Raw genomic sequence first — 22,735 nt, forward strand, 5'->3', positions numbered from 1 at the left:
CCTTACGCCTGCCTCGCTTGCGGCTTGAGCCGCACATAAAGGGTTTTATCGACCCGCGCCACCAGCTCACCTGCACCGTCGCGGATATCGACCTGCAAACGAGGCAGGTATTTCTTGCCGCTGGCGGTCTGCTGGCGAATGTCCTCCAGCAACGCGTCATCGACATGGAATTCGGCGAATACCGGGCCTTTGCCGGGTGCGATGAAATCGATGGTGGCGGCCTTGTCCCAGACGATGTATTCACGCCCGAGTCGCTCGATCAACAACAACATGTAGAAAGGATCGACCATCGAATAGAGGCTGCCACCGAACTGGGTGCCGACGTAGTTGCGGTTCCAACGGGTCAGCTTCATGCGCACCCTGATACTGCGCATGTCGGGACTGATGTGCTGCACGCGGATACCGGCGCCCAGATAGGGTGGGTAGAGGTTGAGCAGCCACCGCAACATGCGGGCCTTTCGGGCGAGCCTGCGCGAATCGCTCATGCACGGCCTCGCGGGTCGGGACGGGTACCCAGGCCCATGGCCTGTCGGGCGAACCAGCGCTTGGCCGGCGGCAGCAGGTCCAGGCCGAGCAACCCAAGGTTGCGACCGGCGGCCAGCAAAGGCTGGCTGCTGCCGAACAAGCGGGTGACCTGGTCGGAAAAACCGATGGTCATGGCCTGGTCCAGTTGCTGGCGCTGATGGTAGACCTGCAACGTGGCAAGGTCGCCCAGCGGCTGCGGGCCGGCCAGCAGGGCTTCGGCCAGAGACTGCACGTCACGCAGCGACAGGTTGAAGCCCTGCCCTGCGATCGGGTGCAGGCTGTGGGCCGCGTTGCCCAGCACCACCAGATGTGGACGCACCTGCTCCTGGGCTTCGATCAAGGCGAGCGGATACAGATGGCGCACCCCTACCTGACGCAGGGCGCCCAGGCGGTAGCCGAATACATCTTGCAGTTCACGCAGGAAGCTGCGTTCGTCGATCTCGGCCAGGCGCTGGGCGTCCATCCCTTGGCGGGTCCAGACGAGCGCACAGCGGTTTTCCGGCAGCGGCAGCAAGGCCATCGGGCCCTGCTCGGTGAAACGTTCGAAGGCCTGCCCGCGATGGGCTTCGCCCGGGGTGATGTTGGCGATCAGTGCGCTTTGTTCATAGGGGGTACGCCGAACATGGATGCCCAGTTGTTCGCGCAAGCCCGAGCGGCCACCGTCGGCGAGTACCGCGAGGTCGCACTCAAGGCTGGTGTCGTCGTCCAGCAGCAAGCGGTAGCCACCGGCGACAGCCTGCATGGCCTTGACCTCGGCCGGACAACGCCAGCTCACCACATCGGCATCAAGGCTCTGCCACAGGCATTGGCCAAGCCAGGCGTTCTCCACCACATAGCCCAGCGCCGGCACGCCTTCCTCGATCGCATCCAGACGGGTGGCGCCGAAGCGACCTCGGTCGGACACCTGGATCTGGCTGATTGGCTCGGCGCGTTGGCTGATCAGCTGCCACAGACCCAAGTGCTCATAGATTTGCCGGGTGCCGTAGGACAACGCCGAGGAGCGGGCATCGTAGCTGGGCTGGAAGCTGTGACCCGGGGCAAAGGGCTCGATCAGCAGAATCTTCCAACCGCGCGCCTTGGCGCCGGCCTGCAGGGCCAGGGCTAGGCTGGCCCCGACCAGGCCGCCACCGATGATCGCCAGGTTGACCCGGTTCATGCCGCGTCCTTGCGGGCGGCGGCCATCAACGCTTCGATCTCGGCAACCGTGCGCGGTACGTCGGAGGTCAGAATTTCACAGCCCTGCTTGGTCACCACCACATCGTCCTCGATCCTTACGCCGATGCCGCGCCATTTCTTCGCGACGTTCTGGTTGTCGGCGGCAATGTAGATACCGGGCTCGACGGTCAGCGCCATGCCCGGCTCGAGCACGCGCCACTGCCCGCCCACCTTGTAATCGCCCACATCGTGCACATCCATGCCCAGCCAGTGACCGGCGCGATGCATGTAGAACGCACGATGGGCCTCGCTGTCGATCAGCGCTTGCACGTCACCTTTGAGCAGCCCCAACTCCACCAGCCCCTCGGTGATAACCCGCACGGTCGCCTCATGGGCGTGGTTCCAGTGCTTGCCCGGCGCGATCTCGGCGAACGCGGCGGCCTGGGCCTTGAGCACCAGTTCGTAGATGGCTTTCTGCTCCGGCGAGAAACGCCCGCTGACCGGGAAGGTCCGGGTGATGTCGCTGGCGTAGCAGTCGATTTCACAGCCGGCGTCGATCAGCACCAGGTCGCCATCCTTGAGCGGAGCGTCGTTCTGCTGGTAGTGCAGGATGCAGGCGTTGCGTCCAGCCGCGACGATCGAGCCATAGGCCGGCATCTTCGCGCCGCCCTTGCGGAATACGTAATCCAGTTCTGCTTCCAGGCTGTATTCGTGTAACCCGGCCCGGCACGCCTGCATGGCCCGCACGTGAGCCTGCGCGGAAATCTTCGCGGCGGTGCGCATCACCTTCACCTCTGCCGCCGATTTATACAGGCGCATGTCGTGCAGCAGGTGATCCAGGGCAACGAATTCGTTCGGAGGCTGGGCGCCGAGCCGCGCCTTGGAGCGAATCACGTTGATCCACTCCATCAGCCGGCGGTCGAACTCGGGATTGCTGCCCATGGCGGTATAGACCCGGTCGCGGCCTTCGATCAGGCCGGGCAGGATCTCGTCGATATCGGTAATGGGGAAGGCGTCGTCGGCGCCAAAGTCGCGGATCGCGCCTTCCTGGCCGGCACGCAGGCCATCCCACAGCTCGCGCTCAGGGTTGCGCTCGCGGCAGAACAGCACGTACTCGCCATGCTCACGGCCAGGAATGAGCGCGATGACCGCCTCGGGCTCAGGGAAGCCACTCAGGTACTGGAAATCGCTGTCCTGCCGGTAAACGTGCTCGACGTCGCGATTGCGGATGGCAACCGCGGCCGCCGGCAGGATGGCGATGCTGTTGGGGACCATCTGCGCCATCAGCGCCTTGCGCCGACGGGCATATTCGGCCTTCGGAATATGGCTCATGGGCAGGACCCCCGGGGTATCAGTGCAGCGATGGCTTGGGCGCGGGCGCGGCGGGTTTGGCCAGCTCGGTGTACAGCAACAACGGGGCGACACGCAGGTACTCCATGACTTCCATGTAGTCGCTCTCACCGTCCTCGGACTCTTCGAGGGCGTCCTGAACCTGGGAAATGGCCACCAAGTCCTGTAGGACTTCCTTGGCTTCGTCGGAGAGGTCCTTGCCGCCGGCGTTGAGCCCGAAGCCTGTGATGAAGCCCTGGCACCATTGACCCAGGGCAGTGGCACGCTCGGTCAGCGGCGCATCGTCGCCCGGCAGCAGCAGGACGATGGCAATGTCTTCGCCAGTGAGCTCGGCCTTGACCATTTCCTGCAGACCAAGCAAGGCGGCGCGCACGGCATCCACCGGCTCGTTCTCCAGCGCACCGGCGGCGTCGGCCAGCCAGGAATCGGCATCGAAGCCTGCGCCGGCGCAGCTGCGACCGATCAGCAGGCCGTGCAGTTCGGCGGGGGAGACAGGATGGCCATTGCTGGAGAGCAGCGTGGCGAAGGCAGTGTAGGGCGATTGGGTATTGGGCATGGGCAGCTAGGCGCCAGACGGCGCAATGACTAGAATGAAGACCTTGTATCCTAGCACCGGCAGGCGCGCCAAGACCATCCGCACTGGCTGTACCGCCCCCGGAAGAGGCATGATCGCCAGGCAGTCAACGAGGGAGCGAATCGAGTGCAATCCATGCCAGAGAACGACTTGCAAGCGCTGATGAGCCGATTCGAGTTGCTGATCGAGCGAGTCGAGCAACTAAAACGGCAAAATGCACTCCTATTAGCGCAGGAAAAATCCTGGCGCGAGGAGCGCGCCCACCTCATCGAAAAGAACGAGATCGCAAGGCGAAAGGTCGAGTCGATGATTTTACGCCTCAAGGCCCTGGAGCAAGACTCATGAGTTCAAGCAATAGCGTCACCGTCCAGATCCTCGACAAGGAATACTCGATCATCTGCCCGCCGGAAGAGCGCAACAACCTGGTCAGCGCCGCCCGCTACCTGGATGGCAAGATGCGCGAGATCCGCAGCAGCGGCAAGGTGATCGGTGCGGACCGCATCGCGGTCATGGCAGCCCTGAACATCACCCACGAACTGCTGCACCGTCAGGAGCGTCCGGATGTTGCCGCCAGCGGCACCACACGCGAGCAAGTGCGCGACCTGCTCGAGCGGGTCGACCAGGCGCTGTCCGACGACGCGGATACCAAAATCGGCTGAGCTTGGTATACTGGCGCCACTCCCTGGGGGATGCGCCAGTCGGTTATGTCCCTGAGCCGATACGCACAACCACGGGGGTTGCACGCTGGGGCCGGTGTGCATGTCCGCCCGACGGAAAGCCTTAACGCCCCCTGCAATCTCCACCTTGAACTTTCGGGTTCAAGGGCTACACCGATAGCGGTCTTGTCGGGGAGCCTGAATTCTTTCTTGCCCGCCTGCCCTGGCGGGCAAATCGTCCGGTCGCCACGGCGTCCGGCACATCTGGGAACGCCTGTGCCATGACCGACACCGCGCCGCTCACCCGCCCCCAATTGCGCCGTCTGCTTCGCAATGCCCGCCGCGCACTGACACCCGCCCAACAACGCCAAGCCTCCCTCGGCCTGTACCGCCAGCTGGCCCAGCATCCGTTGTTCCGCCGCGCCCGGCACATCGCCCTGTATCTGCCCAACGATGGCGAGATCGATCCGCGCCTGTTGCTGCGCGAGGCCCAACGACGCGGCAAGCGTGTCTACCTGCCGGTGCTGCATGCCTGGCCACGCACGCGCATGGTTTTCCAGCATTTCGAGCACGGCGAAAAGCTGCGCCCCAACCGCTTCCGCATTCCTGAACCTGTGGTCGAACGCAAGCGCCAACGGCCGATCTGGTCATTGGACCTGATCCTGCTGCCATTGGTGGGATTCGACGAGGTGGGGGGGCGCCTGGGCATGGGTGGCGGCTTCTATGACCGCAGCCTGGCCTATCAGGCGCGCCGCAAGACGTGGAAGAAACCGCTGCTGCTGGGGCTGGCCCATGAGTGCCAGAAGGTGGAGCGGCTGGCTCAGGCCAGTTGGGATGTTCCGCTCAAGGGGACGATCTCGGACCGAGGCTGGTACCTGGCGCCGACTTGAACGGCGCCGCGGCCAGATCAGCGCTGCGGCTGGGCTGGATCGACTGGCATCTGGTAGGCGGCGTCCACCTTGCGCTCAAGGAAACTCTGCGCATAACCGGTGGTGACGACACCCAGGCCAAAGATAAAGACCAGGATCCAGAGCAGGTCCGGTTTGCGTTGGTTCATTGATGATTGCCCCCCTAGGCAAACAGTCAGGCTCGGCAACCTTCTTGGTGCTGCCGGAGCGTCAAGCTTAAAATCGGCGCATTTTCCGACAACCTGAGTCGACACGCAAACGTTGACGCCAACCGACTGTCGGTTAAATGCGTCAGGTTATTTCAAACTTTTTCAGGAGCCTCACCCATGGCCTATTGGCTGATGAAATCCGAGCCAGACGAGCTCTCCATCGAAGCCCTGGCAGGTCTCGGACAGGCGCGCTGGGACGGAGTGCGCAACTATCAGGCCCGTAATTTCCTGCGCGCCATGAGCGTGGGCGACGAGTTCTTCTTTTACCACTCCAGCTGCCCACAGCCGGGCATTGCCGGTATCGCGCGCATCACTGCCTCGGCCTATCCCGACCCGACCGCGCTGGACCCCGAGAGCCACTACTACGACGCCAAGGCCACTGCCGAGAAGAACCCCTGGAGCGCCGTGGACGTTGCCCATGTGAAGACCTTTCGCCAGGTGCTGGGCCTCGGGCTGCTCAAGCAGCAGGCCGCCCTCGACGAACTGCCGTTGGTGCAAAAAGGCAGCCGCTTGTCGGTAATGCCGGTCACGGCCGAACAGTGGGCAGCGATTTTGACGCTGACGACCTGACACACTGGTAAGCCCGGCCCCGCAGGCCCGACGGTAAGCCTTGCGGGAACGGGGCCACCCGTGAAAAACGCGTTTACTGCACGATCAGGTTGTTGAACAACAAGTCCTCGACGATCGGCTTGCCTTCCTCGGCTTCCATCACCTGCTGAACCTGCTTGAGCGCTTCCTGGCGCAGCTTTTCCTTGGCCTCGACATTGCTCATGTTGTCCACACCCTGCTGGGTGAACAGTGCCACCAGCTGGTTGCGAATCAGCGGTTCATGGTGCTTGACCGCGGTGGCCGCAGCATCACCGGTCACGCGCAGGGCAACGTCGGCCTTGTACACACGCAGCTTGGGGCTGCCGTCGAGGGCATAGTTGCCGACGAAAGGTGGACTTAGGCTGATGTAAGCCACCTTGGGCTCTCCTTCCTTGGCTTCCTCGGCCAGGGCCGCCGCTGGCAACAACAAGGCCAGCATCATCAAGATCCACGCTTTCACGAATTCGCTCCTCAATACAGTTGGCGCCAGCTTACCCAGCACATCGCTCAAACCCAAGCCCGGGCTTATGCCGCCCCATCAGGGCGGGGCATGCTCGTTGACCCGTCCTGTGCCCCTCCTACACTTATCGGCCAACGCACGCAAAGGAATAGCCCCGATGAAAGCAGTGTTGTGCAAAACCCTCGGCCCTGCGCAAAACCTGGTGCTGGAGGAGGTGGCAAGCCCGGTACCGAAGAAGAACGAGCTTCTGCTGGAGGTTCATGCCGCCGGCGTCAACTTTCCCGATACCTTGATCATCGAGGGCAAGTACCAGTTCCAGCCACCGCTGCCGTTCTCCCCTGGGGGTGAAGCGGCCGGCGTGGTAGCGGCGGTCGGGGATAAGGCCGGTGCCTTCGCGGTCGGCGACCGGGTCATGGCACTGACCGGCTGGGGCAGCTTCGCCGAGCAGGTCGCCGTGCCCTTCTATAACGTGCTGCCGATTCCCGCGTCGATGGACTTCGCCACCGCTGCAGCGTTCGGCATGACTTATGGCACCTCGATGCATGCTCTGCGCCAGCGCGGCCAGCTCAAGGCCGGCGAAACCCTATTGGTGCTCGGTGCAGCTGGCGGCGTGGGCTTGGCCGCCGTGGAGATCGGCAAAGCCATGGGCGCCCGGGTGATCGCCGCAGCCAGCAGCGCCGAGAAGCTCGCCGTCGCCAAGGCTGCCGGAGCCGATGAGCTGATCGACTACAGCCAGGCCAGCCTGAAGGATGAAATCAAGCGCCTGACTGGAGGCCAGGGCGTGGATGTGGTCTACGACCCGGTGGGTGGCGAACTGTTCGAGCAGGCCGTACGCGGTCTGGCCTGGAACGGTCGACTACTGGTGGTGGGCTTTGCCAGCGGGACCATCCCCCAGTTATCCGTGAACCTGGCATTGCTCAAGGGCGCCGCAGTGCTGGGCGTGTTCTGGGGCGCTTTCGCCCAGCGCCAGCCCGAGGACAACGCAGCCAACTTCCGCCAGTTGTTCGTCTGGCATGCCGAGGGCAAGCTCAAACCGCTGGTGTCGCAGACCTATGCGCTGGCAGATGCCGGTGCAGCCATCGAGCGATTGTCGCAGCGCAAGGCTGTGGGCAAGTTGGTGGTGCTGACCAAATAGGGGGGGCTGGGCGAGGCCTGCCCACGAGCGGCAAGGCCCACCCCGAGAGTCGCAAGCACTTGATGGGGAACGGGCGTTTCTTACACCTCGCGCAGGTTATGACACCTGCGGAACCGCGCTTCCAAATTGCGATCGGGCATCTGGTGGCTGCGCAAGGCGTTGAGCGTCTGTTCGACATAGTCCCGGGTACTGCCATAGCGCCCTTTGGCACTGGCCAGAATCTGGCTGAGCAACGCGTCCGGCAGATTGCCGGCATAGCACGGCAGATGCCGCTCCAGCACAAAGCCCAGGGCCTGCACCTTGCTACCGTCGCTCAACCGGCAGTTGAGCCAGTGCGGCCGGTATGCCGGGTACGGCATCTCGCGTTGCCACAGGGCCATCAGCGAGTCATCCAGGTTGTTCTCGTCCAGGCGATAGGCAAAACCGCTGCACGAGCCACCACGGTCCAGGCCGAACACGAGCCCCGGGCAATCGGGCGTGCCACGATGCTCGTGGGACCATAGATACAGGCCCCTGTGGTACCCATGCACGCGCGCCCGCTGGCGCTCGACCGAATTGCATTCCGGCCGCCAGATCAGCGAACCATAGGCGAACAACCACACCGGTCCACCTTCGTGACGCGACATGGTCAGTTTCATGGAGTGATGCAACTGCTCTTCGGTCAACTGCTGACCGAAATCCAGCGAAGGAGGATAAGTCACCTGCCACGACGAACTTTCAAGTGCCGACATCATGCTGCCGCCATTATTCCCCGTAAACTACCGAAGGCTGTCACTGTAAAAGCCGTGACGCCCCGCTGGAATTACCGTACGGCAGAAAGTGCCTTGAACTCAAGCCAAAAGTGTTGCCTCAGGCCAGTATTCATCTGCCTTTGCGGATAACAGCCAAGTATTGTTCCGAGTATAGTGAAAGTTATTAACTGCGGCGGCAACAATGAGCGCCTTATAATACTGACGAAACTCTTCGGTTATTAAAAACGGCACACCCTTGCGGTGTGCCGTGTGCTGTTTCAGGCCCGCGGCGCGTAGGCGAAAACATCGGCGCGCATGCGATGCGCGTCCATGCCGGCCTCGACCAGCGCATCCAGGGTCGCATAGACCATGGTGGGCGAGCCGCTGGCATAGACATGCACGTGATTCAGGTCAGCGATGTCTTCGCAGACCGCTTCATGCAACAGCCCGCAGCGTCCTTCCCAACCGCACAGATCACTCACCACCTTGTGCAGGAACAGGTTCGGCAACTGCTCCCACTCGGCCCAATGCTCGATCTGGTAGAAGTCCTCGGGTCGACGCACGCCCCAATACAGGTGAACCGGGTGCTTGAAGCCTTGGGCGCGGCAATGCTCGATCAGACTGTGCATCTGGCCCATGCCGGTACCGGCGGCGATCAACACCAGCGGCCCGTCCGGCAATTCGGCCAGGTGCGCGTCGCCAAACGGCAGCTCGATACGTGCCACGCCGTCGCGCTGCAACTGGCTGATCAGTTGCCGGGCGCTGTTTTCACGTGCCAGCACATGCAGCTCCAAGTCACGACCACCATGGGGGGCCGATGCCAGGGAAAAGGCCGCCTTGTCGGCTCCATCACGTTCGATCATCAGGTATTGTCCGGCGTGGTAGCGCGGCGCCTTGCCGGCGGGGGCGCGCAGGCGCACGCGCCAGACGTCGCCACCAACCTCGACGCACTCACTCAACGTGCAGGCCAGCTTGCGCACCGGCAACTCACCCAGCGCCAGCACACCATCCCAGAGCACCACGCAGTCCTCCAGCGGCTCGGCGATGCAGGTGAACAGCTCGCCATGATCGCGAACTTCACCTTCTTGGCGCACCCGCCCTTCTACCAGCAGCGCGGCGCAAACGTGGCAATTGCCGTTGCGGCAGCTGTTGGGGCAGTCATAACCCAGACGCCGGGCCGCATCCAGAATCCGTTCTCCGGGCTCGACGGCCAGTACCGCTCCGGACGGCTGCAACGTTACCTGCATCAATCTATTCCCAACTGATCCCACAGCTCATCGATACGGCGGGTGACGGCCTCGTCCTTGACGATGGCACGCCCCCATTCGCGTGTAGTCTCGCCCGGCCACTTGTGCGTGGCATCCAGGCCCATCTTCGACCCCAGGCCCGATACCGGCGACGCGAAGTCGAGGTAGTCGATCGGCGTGTTGTCGATCATCACCGTATCACGCTTGGGGTCCATGCGCGTGGTGATGGCCCAGATCACGTCGTTCCAGTCACGGGCGTTGATGTCATCGTCGGTGACAATAACGAACTTGGTGTACATGAACTGTCGCAGGAACGACCACACACCCAGCATCACGCGCTTGGCGTGCCCTGGATACTGCTTTTTCATGGTCACCACCGCCATCCGGTACGAGCAGCCTTCCGGCGGCAGGTAGAAATCGACGATCTCCGGGAACTGCTTCTGCAGGATCGGCACGAACACTTCGTTCAGCGCCACGCCCAGGATCGCCGGCTCATCCGGCGGACGGCCAGTGTAGGTGCTGTGGTAGATCGGCTTTTGCCGGTGGGTGATGCGCTCGACGGTGAAGACCGGGAAGCTGTCCACCTCGTTGTAGTAACCGGTGTGGTCGCCATAGGGCCCTTCCGGGGCTATTTCACCTGGGTGGATCACCCCTTCGAGGATGATTTCGGCAGTGGCTGGCACCTGCAAGTCGCTGCCACGGCATTTGACCAGCTCGGTGCGATTGCCGCGCAACAGGCCTGCGAAGGCGTATTCGGAGAGCGTGTCCGGCACGGGGGTCACGGCACCGAGGATGGTCGCCGGATCCGCCCCCAAGGCAACGGCCACGGGGAATGGCTGCCCGGGGTGCTTCTCGCACCATTCACGGTAGTCCAGCGCACCGCCACGGTGGCTCAGCCAACGCATGATGACCTTGTTGCGGCCGATCAGCTGCTGGCGGTAGATGCCGAGGTTCTGACGATCCTTGTTGGGGCCGCGGGTGACGGTCAGGCCCCAAGTGATCAGTGGCGCCACATCGCCCGGCCAGCAGTGCTGGATCGGCAGCTGGGTGAGGTCGACGTCTTCGCCCTCGACCACGACTTCTTGGCACACCGCGTCCTTGACCACCTTCGGCGCCATGGACACGACTTTCTTGAAGATCGGCAGCTTGGACCAGGCGTCCTTGAGCCCTTTCGGCGGCTCGGGCTCCTTGAGGAAGGCCAGCAGCTTACCGATTTCACGCAGCTCATCGACCGACTCGGCACCCATGCCCATGGCCACGCGCTCCGGCGTACCGAACAGGTTACCCAGCACAGGCACGTCGAAGCCGGTGGGCTTTTCGAACAGCAGCGCCGGGCCCTTGGCGCGCAGGGTGCGGTCGCAGACTTCGGTCATTTCCAGGATGGGGGAGATCGGAACCTGGATGCGCTTGAGTTCACCGCGCTGTTCCAGGCCACGGATGAAGTCGCGCAAGTCGCGATACTGCATGCAGGAGCCTCGTGTTGGCCGTATCGATCGGGTTGCAGAGTGTAGCGCCGTTCAAGGCTTTGTTGGGGGCAAAAATGACTTGGGGCCGCTTCGCGGCCCTTCGCATGTAAAGCTACTCCCACCAGGATCACACGAAACCTGTGGAAGCGGATTTACCCGCGAAGGGGCACGAGGCGGCCCCAATTACATCCTGATCTACAGCGCCTACTTGCGCTTCATCGACAGGAAGAACTCGTCGTTGGTCTTGGTCTGCTTGAGCTTGTCGACCAGGAATTCGATGGCGGCAACTTCATCCATCGGGTGCAGCAGCTTGCGCAGGATCCACATGCGCTGCAGTTCGTCGTCGGCGGTCAGCAGCTCTTCGCGACGGGTACCGGACTTGTTGATGTTGATGGCCGGGAACACGCGCTTCTCGGCAATGCGACGGTCCAGCGGCAGCTCCATGTTGCCGGTGCCCTTGAACTCTTCGTAGATCACTTCGTCCATCTTCGAGCCGGTTTCGACCAGCGCGGTAGCGATGATGGTCAGCGAACCACCTTCCTCGATGTTACGGGCAGCACCGAAGAAGCGCTTTGGCTTTTCCAGGGCGTGGGCGTCGACACCACCGGTCAGGACTTTGCCGGAGCTCGGAATGACGGTGTTGTAGGCGCGGGCCAGACGGGTGATGGAGTCGAGCAAGATGACCACGTCCTTCTTGTGCTCGACCAGGCGCTTGGCCTTCTCGATGACCATCTCGGCAACCTGCACGTGACGGGTCGGCGGCTCGTCGAAGGTCGAGGCGACCACTTCGCCGCGCACGGTGCGCTGCATCTCGGTCACTTCTTCCGGGCGCTCGTCGATCAGCAGGACGATCAGGTGGCACTCGGGGTTGTTACGGGTAATGTTGGCCGCGATGTTCTGCAGCATGATGGTCTTGCCCGCTTTCGGCGGAGCGACGATCAGGCCACGCTGGCCTTTACCGATCGGAGCGCACAGGTCGATGACACGACCAGTGAGGTCTTCGGTGGAGCCGTTGCCGGCTTCCATTTTCAGGCGTTCGTTCGGGAACAGCGGCGTCAGGTTCTCGAACAGGATCTTGTTCTTCGCGTTTTCCGGACGGTCGAAGTTGATGGTGTCGACTTTCAGCAGGGCGAAGTAACGCTCCCCTTCCTTCGGCGGACGGATCTTGCCGACGATGGTGTCACCAGTGCGCAGGTTGAAGCGACGGATCTGGCTGGGCGAGACGTAGATATCGTCAGGGCCGGCCAGGTAGGAGGCATCCGCCGAACGCAGGAAACCGAAACCATCCTGGAGAATCTCCAGCACGCCGTCACCCGAGATCTCTTCGCCGCTTTTCGCATGCTTCTTCAGCAGGGCGAAAATCACGTCCTGTTTGCGCGAACGGGCCATGTTTTCGATGCCCATCTGTTCGGCCATTTCCAAAAGATCGGTAATCGGCTTTTGCTTGAGTTCAGTCAGGTTCATAAGGGGAGTGACGTAATCATGTAAGAAGGGAGAATTAAGCGTTGGCTTAATGAGGCCGCGCCGCTAGATGGCGACAGGATCGCGTACTGATTCGAATTAGGGATGCTTCGGCGACGGCGTGCAGAGGGCACTGGAGAAACAGTGCGAGGCCGAATGTAACACTTGCTTTTTTCGACGTCTAGGGGTTTTGACTGGGTAAATCGCGCCTCGTGGGAACCGGTTTACCTGTGAAGGCAGCCGCGGCTTCACCCTCGAATTCGCGGGCAATCCTGCACGCGCAAGCGCTTGGGCCCAGAAAAAAGCCCCGCATGTGCGGGGCTTTTTCACATCACAGGTGGGCGTCGAGGAACGCGGCCAGCTGAGACTTGGACAGGGCGCCGACCTTGGTCGCCTCGACGTTGCCGTTCTTGAACAGCATCAGGGTCGGGATACCACGCACGCCATGCTTGGCAGGGGTTTCCTGGTTTTCGTCGATGTTCAGCTTGGCGACGGTCAGCTTGCCTTCGTAGGTAGCCGCGATGTCGTCCAGGACCGGAGCGATCATCTTGCATGGGCCGCACCATTCAGCCCAGTAGTCGACCAGCACCGGGCCTTGAGCCTGCAGTACGTCGGCTTCGAAGCTGGCGTCGGTGACGTGTTTGATTTTGTCGCTCATGGAAATCTCCAAGGTCGTAAGCAATAAAAAACGTTGCCCATCATAGCCGCACCTACGTCCTACAGGAAGTCGCGCACGATTGAGTGTAACTATAGTTGTGCAAGACGCCACGAATCGAAACTGTCACATCACTGTCATAGCATCGAGTGGCACATTGCCCTGCATCAATCCCGACTATTGTCATGCGTTGGCGCAAGCCATGGATCATGGCAGGATTGGCGGGTTATCGACCGAGAACATCGAGATCATGCCGCATACCACCGCGAAGAACCTGTCTCTGATCGCCGCCATTGACCTTGGCTCCAACAGTTTCCACATGGTCGTGGCCAAGGCCCACCACAGTGAAATCCGCATTCTCGAGCGGCTCGGGGAAAAAGTGCAGCTGGCCGCCGGCATCAGCGAAGAGCGTCAGTTGAGCGAAGAAGCCATGCAGCGGGGCCTCGAATGCCTCAAGCGCTTCTCGCAACTGATCAACGGCATGCCCCAGGGCGCCGTGCGCATCGTCGGCACCAACGCCCTGCGCGAAGCACGCAACCGCAACGAATTCATCCTGCGCGCCGAAGCCATCCTTGGCCATCCGGTCGAAGTCATCTCCGGTCGCGAGGAAGCGCGCCTGATCTACCTGGGCGTCTCCCACACGCTGGCCGACACCCCGGGCAAGCGCCTGGTCGCCGATATCGGCGGCGGCAGCACCGAGTTCATCATCGGCCAGCGCTTCGAGCCGCTGCTGCGCGAGAGCCTGCAGATGGGCTGCGTCAGCTTCACCCAGCGCTATTTCCGCGACGGCAAGATCACCCCCGCACGCTACGCCCAGGCTTATACCGCCGCACGCCTGGAGTTGATGAGCATCGAGAACGCCCTGCACCGCCTGACCTGGGACGAAGCCATCGGCTCGTCTGGCACCATCCGTGCCATTGGCGCTGCGATCAAGGCCAACGGCATGGGCAGTGGCGAGGTCAACGCCGAGGGCCTGGCGGCGCTCAAGCGCAAATTGTTCAAGCTCGGCGAGGTCGACAAGATCGATTTCGAAGGCGTCAAGCCGGATCGTCGCGCGATCTTCCCGGCAGGCCTGGCGATTCTCGAGGCGATCTTCGACGCCCTCGAACTGCAACGCATGGACCATTGTGACGGCGCCCTGCGCGAAGGCGTACTGTACGACCTGCTAGGCCGTCACCACCACGAAGACGTCCGTGAGCGCACCCTGAATTCGCTGATGGAGCGCTACCACGTCGACCAAGGCCAAGCGGCACGCGTCGAACGCAAGGCGCTGCATGCGTTCGACCAAGTGGCCAAGGCCTGGGGCCTGGAAGAAGGCAACTGGCGAGACCTGCTGAGCTGGGCGGCGAAAGTGCACGAAGTGGGGTTGGACATCGCCCACTACCACTATCACAAGCATGGCGCCTACCTGATCGAACACTCCGATCTGGCCGGCTTCTCCCGCGAGGACCAGCAGATGCTGGCCCTGCTGGTTCGTGGCCACCGCCGTAATATCCCCAGAGACAAGTTCGCGGAGTTCGGCGATGAAGGCGTGCAGTTGATCCGTCTGTGCGTGCTGCTGCGCTTCGCCATCCTGTTCCACCACATCCGCGGTACACAGCAGATGCCGAAGGTGGAGCTCAAGGCAGGCGAGGACAACCTGGAAGTGGTGTTCCCGCAGGGCTGGCTGGAAGAAAACCAGCTGACCCAGGCCGACTTCGCCAACGAGGCGCAGTGGCTGGCCCGGGTCAACTTCATCCTCAGCGTACGTTGAGAACCGGATTGCTCAGGCGCTCGAGCAGGGCGGCCTGGGCATTGCGCGGGTTCTGGTTGCCGGTCGGCGTGCTGCGCACGTAGCGGCCGTCCGACTGCAGGATCCACGCGTGGGTGTTGTCGGTGAGGTAACCCTCGAGCTCCTTCTTGACCCGCAGCACCAGTTTTTTACCTTCCACCGGGAAGCAGGTCTCGACGCGCTTGTCGAGGTTGCGCTCCATCCAGTCGGCGCTGGACAGAAACATCTGCTCCTCGCCGCCATTGAGGAAGTAGAACACCCGCGTGTGCTCCAGGAAGCGACCGATGATCGAGCGCACCTGGATATTGTGTGAAACCCCCGGAATCCCTGGGCGCAGGCAGCACATACCGCGGACCACCAGATCGATGCGCACGCCCGACTGACTGGCCTTGTACAAGGCTTTGATGACCTTGGCATCGGTCAGCGAGTTGAACTTGGCGATGATGTGCGCGGGCTTGCCTTCCAGGGCGAACTGGGTTTCCCGGGCAATCATGTCGAGCATGCCCTTCTTCAGCGTGAACGGCGCGTGCAGCAGCTTTTTCATACGCAGGGTCTTGCCCATGCCGATCAGCTGGCTGAACAGCTTGCCGACGTCCTCGGTCAACGCATCGTCGGACGTGAGCAGGCTGTAGTCGGTGTAAAGGCGCGCATTGCCGGCGTGGTAGTTACCCGTGCCCAGGTGGGCATAGCGCACGATCTCACCCTGTTCGCGGCGCAGGATCAACATCATCTTGGCGTGGGTCTTGAAGCCGACCACGCCATAGATCACCACCGCGCCCGCAGCCTGCAGACGGCTGGCCATTTGCAGGTTGGACTCTTCGTCGAAGCGCGCACGCAACTCGATCACCGCCGTGACCTCCTTGCCGTTGCGCGCCGCATCCACCAGGGCGTCGACGATCTCGGAGTTGGCGCCGCTGCGGTACAGGGTCTGGCGCACGGCGAGCACATGCGGATCCTTGGCGGCCTGGCGCAGCAGGTCGACCACCGGGGTGAAGGACTCGAACGGGTGCATCAGCAGCACGTCCTGCTTGCCGATCACGCTGAAGATGTTGTCGGCGTTCTGCAGGATCTTCGGAATCGCCGGGGTGAACGGGGTGTATTGCAGCTCAGGGTGGCTGTCCAAACCGGTGATGCTAAATAGCCGGGTCAGGTTGACCGGGCCATTGACCTGGTACAGCTCGCTCTCGCTCAGGCTGAACTGTTTGAGCAGGTAATCCGACAGGTGTTTTGGGCAATTGTCGGCCACTTCCAGGCGCACGGCGTCACCGTAGCGGCGCGAGAACAGCTCGCCACGCAGGGCCCGCGCCAGGTCTTCGACATCCTCGGAGTCCAGCGCAAGGTCAGCGTTACGGGTCAGGCGGAACTGGTAGCAGCCCTTGACCTTCATGCCCTGGAACAGGTCATCGGCGTGGGCGTGGATCATCGAGGACAGGAACACGAAGTTGTCCCCGGCGCCACCGACGTCTTCCGGCACACGAATCACCCGCGGCAACAGGCGCGGTGCAGGGATGATGGCCAGACCCGAATCGCGGCCGAAGGCATCGACACCTTCGAGCTCGACGATGAAGTTCAGGCTTTTGTTGACCAGCAGCGGGAAGGGGTGGGTCGGGTCCAGGCCGATCGGGGTGATGATCGGCGCGATTTCGTCGCGGAAGTAGCGACGCACCCAGGTCTTGAGCTTGGTCGTCCAGTGGCGGCGGCGAATGAAGCGGATCTGGTGTTTCTCCAGTTCCGGCAGCAGCACGTCGTTGAGGATCGCGTACTGGCGTTCGACCTCGCCATGGACCAGCTCGCTGATGCGCGCCAGCGCCTGGTGCGGCTGCAAGCCATCGGCACCGGCTTGCTCGCGGGCGAAGGTGATCTGCTTCTTCAGCCCCGCCACGCGGATCTCGAAGAACTCGTCCAGGTTGCTGGAGAAGATCAACAGGAATTTCAGGCGCTCGAGCAGCGGGTAGGATTCGTCCAGCGCTTGCTCCAGCACCCGAATGTTGAACTGCAGCTGCGAAAGCTCGCGATGAATGTACAGGCTGCTGTCGTCCAGGCTCGGAATGGCGATGGCCGGCGCGGGCGCAGGCGCGACAGCTTCGGCCGCAGGCTCGGCTGCTGGTGGCAGATCCGGCGGTGTCTGCACCATTTCTTCGGGAACCGCCTGGGCATCCTTGATCGCGACAGGTGTTAGCACTTCATTGTTCATCTGACGTTCCTGGAGGGCGTGACTGCCCTTTCGACAATTGAGCGGCGCGGGCAGCGCAAAGAGGTCAGGATGCCATCGGCGCCTGCCCGTTTGAAGCGGCACCGGTCCTGTGCAGCTTCCAGCGGTACATCGAGGGAGAGGATCCCGGTGGAAAACGCATCCCGACGGTCACTGCGCAGCCTGGCGGCACGGGAAGGAGGATGGGCGGGGCAACGCTCACGGCAGACTCCTGGGCCCGCGCACGCGGGCTGGCGCGACAGTTATAAGCCGACATTATGACGCTGGGATGACAGTATTGGGCAACCCTTTGACCAGAGGCCAAAGCGACCTTTCCTGTAGGAATTGTTCACGTCGAGACACATTTGGACACTTTCCCGAATGCGCGCGAAGGGGTAGGCTGCGCGTTCATTTCGCTAGCACCCCAGAAAATGCTTCAACAATTCCTGCAGGATTTCGGCTACTTTGCCCTTTTTCTCGGCACGTTTTTTGAAGGCGAGACCATCCTGGTTCTTGCGGGCTTCCTTGCGTTCCGCGGATACATGGACATCAATCTGGTGGTGCTCACAGCGTTCTTCGGCAGTTATGCCGGCGACCAGTTGTGGTACTTCATGGGCCGCCGTCACGGCCGGGCCATCCTCGCGCGCAAACCGCGCTGGCAGGCCATGGGCGACCGGGCACTGGACCACATCCGCCGCCATCCGGACATCTGGGTCCTGAGTTTTCGCTTCGTCTACGGCCTGCGCACGGTCATGCCCGTGGCCATAGGTCTGTCCGGCTACCCACCCCGGCGCTACCTGTTGCTCAACGGCATCGGCGCAGCGGTCTGGGCCCTGGCCCTGGGCGCCGCGGCGTACCACTTCGGCGCCATCCTCGAAGGCATGCTGGGCAACGTAAAGAAGTACGAGCTATGGGTGCTCGGCGGCCTGCTGGCGCTCGGTGGCCTGCTCTGGTTGCGCCGCCGGTTCCGCACCCTGCGCGCCGAGCGCAAGGCAGCCGCAGCGGGTCAGACCCCAGAGGCTGGCGCCGCTGTATCCCAGGAGCAAGAGCCACCCCAAGGGCGTGACCGGCCCTAAGCCCATGGCACCGGCCAGGTACAGCGCCGGTGCATTCGATGCCAGTCGTGCCAGCTCCAGGCGCCTGGCCCAAGGCCGATTCTCAAGTGCAGCGCCGAGCACGAACAAACCAAACGCCATGACTGTCCAGCCCAGCACGAGGCCGGCCGTGGGCACCTGTTCGGCCACCTGCATGAGGTAGCTGCCCAAGGCAACGTAGACCGCAAACTGCGCCACGACGTAAACCTGTGACCCTCGCCCCAATGCAATCTCGAACTTGCGAAACCGCGCCAGGTCCGGCTTGGCCTGTGGATAACGTGCCGCGACGTCTGCCGGGCGCCAACCGGTGGGCATGAACCAAATACGCAGCTTGTCCCGCAGCGAGTGGGTACGCCGGGCATCCTCCCAGAGCTGTGCATAGAACTGCAGGTTGGCCCACAGCGGATTCCAGCTAGCCAGGGGTGTGGTCACGCCGAACACCACAGGCTCACGCGGGTCCTCTTCCTGAAAGGTACCGAACAGCCGATCCCAGAGAATGAACACGCCTCCGTAGTTGCGATCCAAGTACAGAGGGTTTTGCGCATGGTGGACGCGATGATTGGACGGCGTGATCAGCACCCATTCGAGCCAGCCCAGCTTGGGGATGTGTCGGGTATGTACCCAGAACTGGTAGAGCAGATTCAGCGAGGCCACGGTAACGAACACCAGCGGTGGCACGCCGATCAGCGCCAGGGGCAGGTAGAAGATCCAGGAGAAGATGAAGCCGCTGCTGGTCTGGCGCAGGGCGGTAGTGAGGTTGTACTCCTCGCTCTGGTGATGCACCGAATGGGCGGCCCAGAGAATATTGCGCTCATGTCCCAGGCGGTGCAGCCAGTAGTAGCACAAGTCGTACAGCACGAAAGCCAGCAGCCAGGTCCACCAGGCGTCCCCCGGCAGGCGCGAGAAGGCCAGATATTCCCAGGCCAAGGCGTAGCTCACCAGACCCACGCCTTTGGTCAACAGACCGGTGGTGGTCGACAGCACGCCCGTGCTCAGGCTGTTGATCGCATCGGCCAGCCGGTAGTTGCGCTGACCCCGCACGCGGTCAGCGATCAGCTCCACGGCGATCAGCACGAAAAAGAACGGCACGGCCAACAGAATCAGGTCCATGGACAAGCATCTCCGGGGTTATCCCCAAAGATTAGGCCTCGTGCGTGGGAAACCCTATGGCGACATCTGCCAAACTAGAGGACATTTAGCGCCTCGACACTGGAGTAATGAGCATGACGAAAAAAGTTGCGGTGATACTTTCCGGCTGTGGCGTCTACGACGGCGCCGAGATCCACGAAAGCGTGATCACGCTGCTGCGCCTCGACCAGCGCGGCGCCCAGGTGCAGTGCTTCGCGCCCAACATCGCCCAGATGCATGTGATCGATCACCTCACTGGCCAGCCCATGCCTGAGTCGCGTAACGTGCTGGTGGAGTCGGCGCGCATCGCCCGTGGCCAGATCAAGGACATCCGCGAGGCCAAGGCCGAGGACTTCGACGCGCTGATCGTTCCGGGTGGCTTCGGTGCGGCGAAGAACCTGTCCAACTTTGCCGTCGAGGGCGCCAACTGCACCGTCAATCCGGACGTGCTGGCACTGGCCGAAGCGTTCGCCGAGGCAGGCAAGCCGGTGGGGCTGATCTGCATTTCCCCGGCGCTGGCGGCGAAGATCTACGGCCCGGGCGTGGTCTGCACCATCGGCACCGACGCCGACACCAGCGCGGCGGTGGTGAAGATGGGCGGTACCCACGAGGAGTGCGCTGTACACGACATCGTCGAGGACACCCAACGCAAGTTAGTGACCACGCCCGCCTACATGCTGGCAACGTCCATCAGCGAGGCGGCCAGCGGTATCTACAAGCTGGTTGATCGAGTGCTGGAGCTGACCCACGAGAACGATTGACCAGCTCCGCCCCCAAGCAGTTGGATACCCATCCAACCCTTGGGGGCTGTTCGTCACACCTTCGACAGCCGGGTGAGAATCCGGTCTAGGGCATTGGCGAACGCCTGCTTCTCCCGCTCGCCATAAGGCGCCTGCCCTCCCCCGACCTGCCCTTGCTCGCGTAGCTCGGTGAACAGGTTGCGCACCGCCAGGCGCTCGCCCATGTTGCGCTCATCGAACTCACGCCCACGCGGGTCGAGGGCGGACACGCCCTTTTTGATCAGGCGATCGGCCAACGGCACGTCGCTGCAGATCACCAGCTCGCCAGGCACGGCGTTTTCCACCAGATAGTCATCGGCCGCGTCCATGCCGCTGGGCACCACAATCAGCCGCACACAGGCAAACGCCGGCTTGATCTGGGCCTGGCCGGCCACCAGCACCACCTCGAACTTGCGCTTGAGGGCGAACTTGACGATCAGGTCCTTGGCCGCCTTGGGACAGGCGTCGGCATCGATCCATACACGCATTGCAGGTGTTTCCTCGAAATCGTTGGGGAGGGCTTGACCCTCCAATCGCGACCCAAGGCCGCTCCCACAGGTTCACAGTATGCCTGCGGGAGCGGCTTTCAGCTCGCCGCGATCCGGCGCTTCTCGGCCAGGCGTGACCGCCCATAGAGGAACATGATCGCCAGCAATGCCAGCGCCTGCGCGCCGAGCGAATAGGCATCGGCATGAATCCCCAGCCAGTCGAACTCGAAGAACGCCACGGGCCGCGTGCCCAACACGCCGGCTTCCTGCAGCGCCTTGATGCCATGCCCGGCGAACACCACCGACAAAACGCACAGCAAGGCCGCATTGATCGTGAAGAACAGCGACAACGGCAGTTTGGCCGAGCCACGAAGGATCACCCAGGCCAGGCCCACCAGCAGCACCAGCGCAGTAGCCCCTCCGGCCAGCACGGCGTTGTGGCCCGCTGGGCCGGCCTGCAGCCACAGGGTTTCATAGAACAGGATCACCTCGAACAACTCGCGGTACACCGAGAAGAACGCCAGTACCGCAAAGCCGAAACGCCCACCACCGCCGACCAGGCTGCTCTTGATGTAGTCCTGCCAGGCCGCAGCGTGGCGACGGTCGTGCATCCACACGCCCAGCCAAAGCACCATCACCGCGGCGAACAACGCCGTACAGCCTTCGAGCAGCTCGCGCTGGGCACCACCGACGTCGATCACATAGGCCGCCAGGGCCCAGGTGGCGAAGCCTGCGACCAGCGCCAGGCCCCAGCCGAGATTGACGCTGCGCACTGCCGATTGCTGGCCGGTATTGCGCAAGAAGGCCAGGATCGCCGCCAGCACCAGGATGGCCTCGAGCCCTTCACGCAGCAGGATCAACAGGCCGGAAACGAAACTCAGCGACCAACTCAGCCCATCGCCGCCCAGCAGCTTGGCGGCGCCGTCGAGCTTGGCCTTGGCCTCGGCCAGACGCTGCTCAGCCTGGGCGACCGGCAGCCCGTCCTGCAATGACTGACGGTAAGCCATCAGGGCTTTCTCGGTGTCCTTGCGTGCCAGGGTGTCGATGTTATCCAGGGAGCTTTCGACCAGCTCGAAGCCTTCAAGGTAGGCCGCTACCGAGAGGTCATAAGCCTGGTCATGGTCGCCTTCGCGGTAGGCGGCCAGGCTCTTGTCCAAGGTGCTGGCGGTGTACTCGAGCAACTGCGCAGGGCCACGCTTGACCTGCGGCGGCTGGGCACGCTGGGCGCGGAAGGCGGGCACGGCTTCGGCGCCTTCGCTGGCAGCGACTTCGGCCGGGGTCTGGCGCGCCAGGTCGGCCAAGTTCCAGGTCTTGTCGCCCTTGGCGGCCTGCGGGTCGGCCGTGAGGCTCGCCACGTAGGCGGCCACATCCCAGCGCTGACGTTCATCGAGCTGGTCAGCGAACGACGGCATCTCGGTGCCTTCGATGCCAAGCGCCAGGGTGTTGTAGAGGTCGAACAGGCTCAGCTGGTCGAGGCGCGCAACACTGCGCAGGTTGGCCGGTGGCGGCTCCAACCCCAGGCCCGCAGGGCCATCGCCGGCACCGGTATCACCGTGGCAGATGGCGCAGTTCTGTGCATACAGCGAGGCGCCACGGGCCGGATCGGGGGTGATGATCGGCGCCTGGCTGACTTCATAAGCCACCGCCAGCCGTGCGCCCAGCTGGCGGGCCTGCTTGGCGACGACTGCACCCTCTTGGCGTTGGTCGATGGCTTGACGCAGTGCCTGCACGCCCTGTTCGAGCCCGTTACGCTCAGGATTGTCCGGCAGGGCCTTGAGCACTTCGGCCAGGACGGCGCTGAACTCCTGCTGCTCGCGGTATTCACCCGCATCCACCACCTTGCCGTCGTGCACGGTCGGTGGGTAGTCGGCGCCGATGTAGTCGAGCAGGTGCAACGCCTTGGCAGCCTCGGCGGGGGATTCGGCCAGCGCCGGGGAGCTGCTCAGCGCCAGTATCGGGCCGAGCAACAAGGCGGGCAGCCAGGCGAGCAGACGGGAGGGGGACATCATGGCCATTCTCGCGGTAAATACGAAAGAGAACATTGTTCACTTCCACTCCCTTTCGCTCAAGGCTCGTGGGCGGATTTCATGAAAAATCTTGTGACAAACTAATGATGCTTCCGCCGCCCGACGGCGTGCCCTCGATCATGAAGCTCGCGAATGGG

The 22,735-nt window shown here is 62.9% G+C and carries 22 protein-coding genes, 1 other RNA gene and 1 pseudogene; 9 read left to right on the forward strand and 15 right to left on the reverse strand.

Annotated elements, in window-relative coordinates; all coding sequences use genetic code 11:
* Positions 1-2 precede the first annotated feature (2 nt).
* The 4 genes from HMPREF3173_RS05130 to HMPREF3173_RS05145 are packed head-to-tail and all read right to left on the reverse strand — an operon-like array spanning position 3 to position 3,586.
* Positions 3-485 (reverse strand): DUF4442 domain-containing protein, encoded by a 483-nt coding sequence (locus HMPREF3173_RS05130; RefSeq protein ID WP_043212156.1) that lies wholly within the window; start codon positions 483-485, stop codon positions 3-5.
* Positions 482-1,681 (reverse strand): 2-octaprenyl-6-methoxyphenyl hydroxylase, encoded by a 1,200-nt coding sequence (gene ubiH, locus HMPREF3173_RS05135; protein WP_070571789.1) that lies wholly within the window; start codon positions 1,679-1,681, stop codon positions 482-484. The genes HMPREF3173_RS05130 and ubiH overlap by 4 nt, the downstream gene beginning before the upstream one ends.
* On the reverse strand, positions 1,678-3,012 hold the full coding sequence (pepP, locus tag HMPREF3173_RS05140; protein ID WP_043212152.1) for a Xaa-Pro aminopeptidase: 1,335 nt from the start codon (positions 3,010-3,012) through the stop codon (positions 1,678-1,680). Before pepP ends, ubiH begins: the two co-directional genes overlap by 4 nt.
* Positions 3,013-3,031: 19 nt before the next feature.
* The gene (locus HMPREF3173_RS05145) at positions 3,032-3,586 is read right to left on the reverse strand and encodes a YecA/YgfB family protein (protein ID WP_043212150.1); all 555 of its coding nucleotides are present in this window, start codon (positions 3,584-3,586) and stop codon (positions 3,032-3,034) included.
* A gap of 153 nt (positions 3,587-3,739) precedes the next feature.
* Here HMPREF3173_RS05145 and HMPREF3173_RS05150 point away from each other — a divergent pair, with 153 nt between their 5' ends.
* From HMPREF3173_RS05150 to HMPREF3173_RS05165, 4 genes are all read left to right on the forward strand, one after another.
* Positions 3,740-3,949 carry a TIGR02449 family protein gene (locus HMPREF3173_RS05150; RefSeq protein ID WP_043212148.1) on the forward strand — a complete coding sequence of 70 codons (210 nt, stop codon included), beginning with the start codon at positions 3,740-3,742 and terminating at the stop codon, positions 3,947-3,949.
* Positions 3,946-4,263 carry a cell division protein ZapA gene (locus tag HMPREF3173_RS05155; protein WP_043212146.1) on the forward strand — a complete coding sequence of 106 codons (318 nt, stop codon included), beginning with the start codon at positions 3,946-3,948 and terminating at the stop codon, positions 4,261-4,263. Before HMPREF3173_RS05150 ends, HMPREF3173_RS05155 begins: the two co-directional genes overlap by 4 nt.
* A 17-nt stretch (positions 4,264-4,280) precedes the next feature.
* A non-coding RNA gene (gene ssrS / locus HMPREF3173_RS05160) (6S RNA) lies at positions 4,281-4,460 on the forward strand.
* Positions 4,461-4,541: 81 nt separating this feature from the next.
* Positions 4,542-5,150 (forward strand): 5-formyltetrahydrofolate cyclo-ligase, encoded by a 609-nt coding sequence (locus HMPREF3173_RS05165; protein WP_070571790.1) that lies wholly within the window; start codon positions 4,542-4,544, stop codon positions 5,148-5,150.
* Positions 5,151-5,167: 17 nt separating this feature from the next.
* On the opposite strand, the gene HMPREF3173_RS24520 is transcribed toward HMPREF3173_RS05165, so the two are convergent.
* A complete protein-coding gene (locus HMPREF3173_RS24520) occupies positions 5,168-5,317 on the reverse strand; it encodes a hypothetical protein (RefSeq protein ID WP_167358061.1) in 150 nt (49 codons plus the stop codon).
* Between the two features lie 177 nt (positions 5,318-5,494).
* Between HMPREF3173_RS24520 and HMPREF3173_RS05170 the strand changes: the two genes are divergently transcribed.
* Positions 5,495-5,947 carry an EVE domain-containing protein gene (locus tag HMPREF3173_RS05170; protein WP_070571791.1) on the forward strand — a complete coding sequence of 151 codons (453 nt, stop codon included), beginning with the start codon at positions 5,495-5,497 and terminating at the stop codon, positions 5,945-5,947.
* Between the two features lie 73 nt (positions 5,948-6,020).
* Here the strand turns inward: HMPREF3173_RS05170 and HMPREF3173_RS05175 are convergent, their stop codons facing one another.
* Positions 6,021-6,425, reverse strand: coding sequence for a flagellar basal body-associated protein FliL (locus tag HMPREF3173_RS05175; protein WP_043212140.1), 405 nt, complete (start codon positions 6,423-6,425; stop codon positions 6,021-6,023).
* Between the two features lie 157 nt (positions 6,426-6,582).
* On the opposite strand from HMPREF3173_RS05175, the gene HMPREF3173_RS05180 reads away from it, so the two are divergent.
* Positions 6,583-7,560: an NADPH:quinone oxidoreductase family protein gene (locus HMPREF3173_RS05180; protein ID WP_070571792.1), complete on the forward strand. Its 978-nt coding sequence runs from the start codon at positions 6,583-6,585 to the stop codon at positions 7,558-7,560.
* A gap of 80 nt (positions 7,561-7,640) precedes the next feature.
* On the opposite strand, the gene HMPREF3173_RS05185 is transcribed toward HMPREF3173_RS05180, so the two are convergent.
* The 5 genes from HMPREF3173_RS05185 to trxA form a co-directional block, all read right to left on the reverse strand.
* On the reverse strand, positions 7,641-8,291 hold the full coding sequence (locus HMPREF3173_RS05185; protein WP_070571819.1) for a gamma-glutamylcyclotransferase: 651 nt from the start codon (positions 8,289-8,291) through the stop codon (positions 7,641-7,643).
* 278 nt (positions 8,292-8,569) lie between these two features.
* Entirely contained in the window at positions 8,570-9,538 is a 969-nt protein-coding gene (locus HMPREF3173_RS05190) for a CDP-6-deoxy-delta-3,4-glucoseen reductase (RefSeq protein ID WP_070571793.1), read from the reverse strand.
* Positions 9,538-11,004 (reverse strand): 4-hydroxy-3-polyprenylbenzoate decarboxylase, encoded by a 1,467-nt coding sequence (gene ubiD / locus HMPREF3173_RS05195; protein WP_070571794.1) that lies wholly within the window; start codon positions 11,002-11,004, stop codon positions 9,538-9,540. The genes HMPREF3173_RS05190 and ubiD overlap by 1 nt, the downstream gene beginning before the upstream one ends.
* A gap of 204 nt (positions 11,005-11,208) precedes the next feature.
* On the reverse strand, positions 11,209-12,468 hold the full coding sequence (gene rho / locus HMPREF3173_RS05200; protein ID WP_043212134.1) for a transcription termination factor Rho: 1,260 nt from the start codon (positions 12,466-12,468) through the stop codon (positions 11,209-11,211).
* A gap of 328 nt (positions 12,469-12,796) precedes the next feature.
* Positions 12,797-13,123 carry a thioredoxin TrxA gene (trxA, locus tag HMPREF3173_RS05205; RefSeq protein ID WP_012274768.1) on the reverse strand — a complete coding sequence of 109 codons (327 nt, stop codon included), beginning with the start codon at positions 13,121-13,123 and terminating at the stop codon, positions 12,797-12,799.
* A gap of 247 nt (positions 13,124-13,370) precedes the next feature.
* Between trxA and ppx the strand changes: the two genes are divergently transcribed.
* Complete coding sequence (gene ppx / locus HMPREF3173_RS05210; RefSeq protein WP_070571820.1) at positions 13,371-14,873, forward strand: exopolyphosphatase; 1,503 nt, start codon at positions 13,371-13,373, stop codon at positions 14,871-14,873.
* On the opposite strand, the gene ppk1 is transcribed toward ppx, so the two are convergent.
* Complete coding sequence (gene ppk1, locus HMPREF3173_RS05215; protein WP_070571795.1) at positions 14,860-17,085, reverse strand: polyphosphate kinase 1; 2,226 nt, start codon at positions 17,083-17,085, stop codon at positions 14,860-14,862. The genes ppx and ppk1 overlap by 14 nt on opposite strands.
* A 428-nt stretch (positions 17,086-17,513) precedes the next feature.
* Here ppk1 and HMPREF3173_RS23795 point away from each other — a divergent pair, with 428 nt between their 5' ends.
* Positions 17,514-18,158, forward strand: a complete 645-nt coding sequence (locus tag HMPREF3173_RS23795) for a DedA family protein (protein WP_083299928.1) — start codon at positions 17,514-17,516, stop codon at positions 18,156-18,158.
* A 501-nt stretch (positions 18,159-18,659) separates the two neighbouring features.
* On the opposite strand, the pseudogene HMPREF3173_RS24825 reads toward HMPREF3173_RS23795, so the two are convergent.
* Positions 18,660-19,286, reverse strand: a pseudogene (locus HMPREF3173_RS24825) (sterol desaturase family protein); the annotation flags it as partial.
* A gap of 113 nt (positions 19,287-19,399) precedes the next feature.
* Between HMPREF3173_RS24825 and elbB the strand changes: the two are divergent.
* Positions 19,400-20,065, forward strand: coding sequence for an isoprenoid biosynthesis glyoxalase ElbB (gene elbB, locus HMPREF3173_RS05225; RefSeq protein WP_070571797.1), 666 nt, complete (start codon positions 19,400-19,402; stop codon positions 20,063-20,065).
* 53 nt (positions 20,066-20,118) lie between these two features.
* On the opposite strand, the gene HMPREF3173_RS05230 is transcribed toward elbB, so the two are convergent.
* Both HMPREF3173_RS05230 and HMPREF3173_RS05235 read right to left on the reverse strand, forming a co-directional pair.
* Complete coding sequence (locus tag HMPREF3173_RS05230) at positions 20,119-20,571, reverse strand: YaiI/YqxD family protein (protein ID WP_070571798.1); 453 nt, start codon at positions 20,569-20,571, stop codon at positions 20,119-20,121.
* Between the two features lie 98 nt (positions 20,572-20,669).
* Entirely contained in the window at positions 20,670-22,613 is a 1,944-nt protein-coding gene (locus tag HMPREF3173_RS05235; RefSeq protein ID WP_070571799.1) for a cytochrome c/FTR1 family iron permease, read from the reverse strand.
* Positions 22,614-22,735: the final 122 nt, after the last annotated feature.

Source organism: Pseudomonas sp. HMSC08G10, assembly GCF_001808425.1.
In the GTDB taxonomy this organism is placed as follows: domain Bacteria; phylum Pseudomonadota; class Gammaproteobacteria; order Pseudomonadales; family Pseudomonadaceae; genus Aquipseudomonas; species Aquipseudomonas guariconensis.